Here is a 4791-nt window from a genome sequence, read left to right as displayed (position 1 = left end):
GGGTGGGGGGAAGGCCCCCGCGTCAGTAGCCGACCGAGTTGAAGAGGAACGGGTACGTGATGATGACTTGGCCGCCCTTGGGAGCTGGGAACTGCCAGCCCTTCAGGCTGCTGAGGATGCACGCCTCGACGGAGGCGTTGCGGAGGGTGGAGGACTTCGTCTTGGCGGAGGCGACGCGGCCGTTGAGCCCGATGGCCCACTCCAGCACCACCTTGCCAGCGAGGCCGGGGTCCTTGAGCAGCGCGCGCTCGTAGCAGCCGTGCACCTCATTGAGGTGGCTGTTGATGACCTTGGCCACGGCTTCGCGGTCCACGGTGCCCTGGGTGGAGGAGATGCTGCGAGCGGTGGCGCGCGTGACGGTGCCGCCCACCGCGCCCTTGCCCACGCCGCCAGCGCCCAGCGCGCCAATGCCGCCGCCGCCCTTGCCGCGCAGCAGCTCCGCGCCCAGGGTGGCGCCGCCGCCCTTGCCGCCGCCGCCCAGGCCGAAGGTGCCCAGGCCCGCGTTGGCGATGGGCGCCTTGCCGATGAGGCCCGCGAGTTTGTAGTTGGTCTGCTTGGCGTTCTTGCTGCCCGGGCCGCTGCCCAGCTTGTCCACGGCGGCCAGCAGGTCATTGGCGGCGGGGCCCGCGGCGGACAGCTTCGCGAGCGCCTTGAGCGCCTTGCTCTCCGGAGCGGCGGCCACGGCCTTGGGGACCTGCACTTCCTTGACGGGCTTGGGAGGAGCCTTCTCCGCGACGACGGGCTTCTCCTTCACGGGCTCCTTCTTCTTGAGGGCCTCGAGCTTCTTCTTGGCCTCTTCCTTCTTCTTGGGCTCGGGGGCGATGAGGCGCAGCGCGACGGGCGGCAGGTTCTTCTGGGTGAAGTCCGCGGTCGCGGGGCCTTGAGGCCGGGTGGCGATGAACCAGCCCAGGCCGCCGCCGAAGATGGCGAGGAAGAAGAGGGTGAGCCAGGGCAGGCCCTTGAGCGGGTTGACGAAGACGCGCTCGGGGGCGGGGGCCGCGTAGGCGACGAGCGACATCTTGCCCTGGGTGAGGCGGGCGGCGGCGCCGTCGCGCAGGGTGACGAAGCGGCGGCTGCCGTCGGACTCGAGCGCGGTGGTGGTGACGGGGGCGAAGCGGCCGTCGCTGTGCGCCTTCTCCACGTCGGTGCCGGGGGGCACGAAGAGGCGGTAGTTGCCGTTGACGGACTCGGCGAGGGTGAAGTCGTCACCCTCCGGGAGGGTGAAGCCCCACAGCGGCATGGGGGCCAGCTCCTCCTGGGCGGCCTTCACGGGCTTCTTCGCGTCCGGGGCGAAGCGGCGCGCGTCGCGGCGCACGGCGCCCCAGTACAGCTCCAGGTAGAGCTGGGCCGCGCCCTTGCCCGGGCCGATCTTCGGCGCGTGCGTGGGGCGGCTGGCCGGGGTCTTGTCGAGGACGAGGGGGCCGGAGGTGGGCGCCGCGACGTCCGCGTCCAGGTCCGCGAGCAGATCGTCCGCGACGAGGAGGCTGGGCATGACCTCCGACGGAGGACGGCGCCGCGCGGAGGGGACGGTGCCCGGGGGAACCGCGGGAGCGGGGGCCGGCTTCGAGGCCGCGGGCTGCGCGGCGTGGGCACCATTCGGGTGCGCGCCGTGCGCGGCCTGCGGTGCGTGGCCCGTCTGAGCGTGCGCGGCCTGGGGATGCCCCGCGTGCGCGCCGGGGTGGGCGTGCGCGTTCTGCTGCGCGAAGGCCGCCTGTTGCGCCTGCTGCTGGGCGTGCGCACCCGGATGCTGCGCATGCGCCGCTTGTTGTGCCTGCTGCGCGTATGCGGCCTGCTGCGCCTGCTGGGCCTGTGCGGCGCGCTGAGCCTGCTGCTGCGCGTAGGCGGCCTGCTGCGCCTGCTGTTGTGCCAGCGCGGCCTGCTGAGCCTGCTGCTGGGCGTAGGCGGCCTGCTGCGCCTGCTGTTGTGCCAACGCGGCCTGCTGGGCTTGCTGCTGCGCGTAGGCGGCCTGTTGCGCCTGCTGCTGTGCGTAGGCGGCCTGCTGCTGTGCGTAGGCGGCTTGCTGCGCCTGTTGCTGCGCGAGTGCGGCCTGCTGCGCCTGTTGCTGCGCGTATGCAGCCTGCTGAGCCTGCTGTTGTGCCAGCGCGGCTTGCTGAGCTTGCTGTGCGACGACGGTCTGCTGCGCATGGACGGCCTGCGCGCCGTGCTGGGGCGCGAAGCCATTCGTGGCGGGCCCGAACGCGTGCGTCGCCCCGTTCCCTCCGTTCGGGATCGCGGAGTGCGGAGCCCCCGCACCTCCGAGGAGCGCGGCGACCTCGGGCGGCGGCTGCGGCTTGGTCTCGACGGGACGCTGGTTGAGGATCCGCGTCTTCAGGACGAACGGACCGCACAGCACCTCGTCCACGGAGCGGATCTCACAGGCGGTGACCTGGTGTCCGTTGACGAAGACGCCGCTGGTTCCACCGCCCGCGTCCTGGATCGCGGTGCGGCCGTTCTGGAAGTACAGCAACGCATGGCGCGGCGACACGGACGCGTCGTCCAGCCGCAGATCCGACGACGCATCGGAGCCGAGCGCGTAGGTGCCGGGGACGAAGACCTCCGTCCCCACCAGGAGGCCGTCGCGGAGGATGACGACTTGCAGGACGCTGGGCTGGCCGCTCAACGGTGACGCTCCCTTCGAAGGGTGATGGGCGGTACGGCCCTACTGATCGTAGACGGTGGCGAGCGTCTCCGAGCGGAAGCTGTCGCGCTCGCGGAGCATCGACCGCGTCTTCAGTTCCTTGCGGTCATAGAGGTACACGGCGCCGGACTTGTTCGTCTGGCCCTGGATGAGGCGGTCGTCGAAGTCGATGCGCGACGGGCCACGCTGCGGCGGCGCGGACGACGCGGCGGCCGAGGCATCCCCCGTCACAGGGTCCGTGACGGCCGTGCTCGACTTCGTCTCGATGCGCGGGGGCGCCTTGCTGGAGCCCTTCTTGGGCTTGGCCGGCTTCACGGCCTTCGTCTTGGGAGCGCGTGCACGCCCCTGGGCCCAGGCATCGTTCGCGGGGGAGAGGGGACCGAAGCCGAGCACGCTGGCGACGGCACAGAAGAAGAGGAAACGTCGCATCATCAACAGGTTAAGCGATGCGAGCCCCGACCTGTCAACGCACACTCCAGCCCCATGGCATGGCCTGTGGCGATCAGGTGTGGGGGGCAGTCCACCTCACCTGGGGCGGACCCTCCACGACTTGTCCTTCTTCGTGCCGGTACGCTGGAAACGTCCCGTGGGATTCCCTCCGAGCGGCGCCTCCCCAGCATGCGAGCAGACGTGGCACGAAGTCATCGTGACACGGTGGGCGGATGGAGGATGCTCGCGCGCGGAGGCATGCCCACGCGTGATAGGTGTCACTCGCAATCGGGGATGGATCGCGGCCGTGCTCGGCGCCCTGGTGCTCCTGGGCCTTGGGGTCTTCGTGTGGATGCCCCCGCGCGGGCCCGCGCCAACGCCCGCGCCGTCCGCCGCTCCCGCTGAGCCGCGCCCCATCCTCCAGGCGGTGGGCCCGAAGCTGACCAGCAACCAGACCTCGCAGCCCATCGCCCTCTATGGTGAGAACCTGGTGCCGGGCCTGAGGCTGGTGCTCGGCGCGCCCCTGTCGCGGGAGGTGCCGCTCACGGTGGTGGACGCGCGCCATGGCTACGCGAGGCTCCCCCCCGACCTCCAGCTCCCCGAGGGCACCTTCCAGGCGGACGTGCAGCTGTCGCTCGCCGCGACCGGTCCCCGGCCCACGGGCACCGCCCGGCTCACCCTGGTCAACGACGCGGCCTTCCCTGACCTGATGGCGATGGCGCTGTCCCCGGACGGGCGCACGCTCTTCGTCGCGTCGCCGCCCACGGACACGGTGTTCGCGCTGGACGTGGAGTCCGGCCGCGTGGAGGCGATGGCCGTGGGAGACGGGCCGTCCGCGCTCGCGACCTGGAAGGACGCCAGCGGGCATCCCTGGTTGGGCGTGGCCCACCAGTACGGCGCGGAGCTCTGGCTGTACGCACTGGACGCGCCGGAGCGGAAGGCCCGGGTCGTCCCCGCGCCCTCGGGTGCGTGGGGCCTGGAGGTGGACGGAGCGAAGGGCGTGGCCTTCGTCGCCGAGCACCTCCGAGACACGGTGCACGCGCTCGCGCTGGAGGATGGCCGCGAGAAATGGAGCGCGGCCGTGGATCCGAACCCGCGCGCGATGGCGCGGTGGAACGGACTGCTCGCGGTGGGCAGCCTCCAGACGGGGCAGGTGGTGCTGCTGCGCCAGGACGACGGCCGGGAGCTGGCGCCGGTGGTGCCGAAGCCCGGCGTCCCCATTGTCGGAGGCACCACGGAGGCCTTCTCCGCGCAGGTGATGGGTGGCAAGGCGCCGCGAGCCCTGGTCGCGAGCGACCGCTTGAAGCGGCTCTTCATGTCGAGCCTGGGGCCGAACGTGGGGCCCAACGCCCAGCGCATGGAGGTGAGCGCGAACAGCGGCGTCGCGGTGCTGGACCTGGACCGGCAGGAGGTGGTGCGGCACCGGGGCTTCGGCGCGGGCGTGACGGAGGGGCTGGCGCTGGATGACCGTGCCGGGCTGCTCTACGCGGCGGACGTGGGCCTGGGGCAGGTGCGGGTGCTGGACGCGAAGGCGCTGGTGAAGAGCGACGCGGCCGCGCGAGAGGCGGTGCTCCAGACGCTGCCGACGATAAGGCGCGTGTATGACTTCGTGGGACGTGATGAGCAAGCGCACAAGGCGGATGGCCGGCACGTGCAGCACGTTCACGCCGTTGGGGCCCTCCGGGTAGGAGAACTTCCACATACACTGCTTGCCCATGACGTAG

The 4791-nt window shown here is 71.8% G+C and carries 2 protein-coding genes and 1 pseudogene; all 3 read right to left on the bottom strand.

What is annotated here, in order from left to right; translation table 11 throughout:
• Window positions 1-22: 22 nt before the first annotated feature.
• Window positions 23-2620, bottom strand: coding sequence for an AgmX/PglI C-terminal domain-containing protein (locus D7Y11_RS41680; RefSeq protein WP_126936439.1), 2598 nt, complete (start codon window positions 2618-2620; stop codon window positions 23-25).
• A gap of 39 nt (window positions 2621-2659) precedes the next feature.
• Window positions 2660-3070, bottom strand: coding sequence for a hypothetical protein (locus D7Y11_RS41675; protein WP_233597226.1), 411 nt, complete (start codon window positions 3068-3070; stop codon window positions 2660-2662).
• Between the two features lie 1585 nt (window positions 3071-4655).
• Window positions 4656-4791, bottom strand: a pseudogene (locus tag D7Y11_RS44780) (cytochrome c oxidase subunit II); the annotation flags it as partial.

It is taken from the genome of Corallococcus sp. AB018, from assembly GCF_003986945.1.
Taxonomy (GTDB): Bacteria; Myxococcota; Myxococcia; order Myxococcales; family Myxococcaceae; genus Corallococcus; species Corallococcus exiguus.
Note: the sequence above shows the minus strand (reverse complement) of the source record. Positions and strands in the feature narration are given on the sequence as shown.

Excerpts from the sequence above, each read along its gene's own strand:
- D7Y11_RS41675 (WP_233597226.1), bottom strand. The coding sequence starts at position 3,070 with ATGATGCGACGTTTCCTCTTCTTCTGTGCCGTCGCCAGCGTGCTCGGC.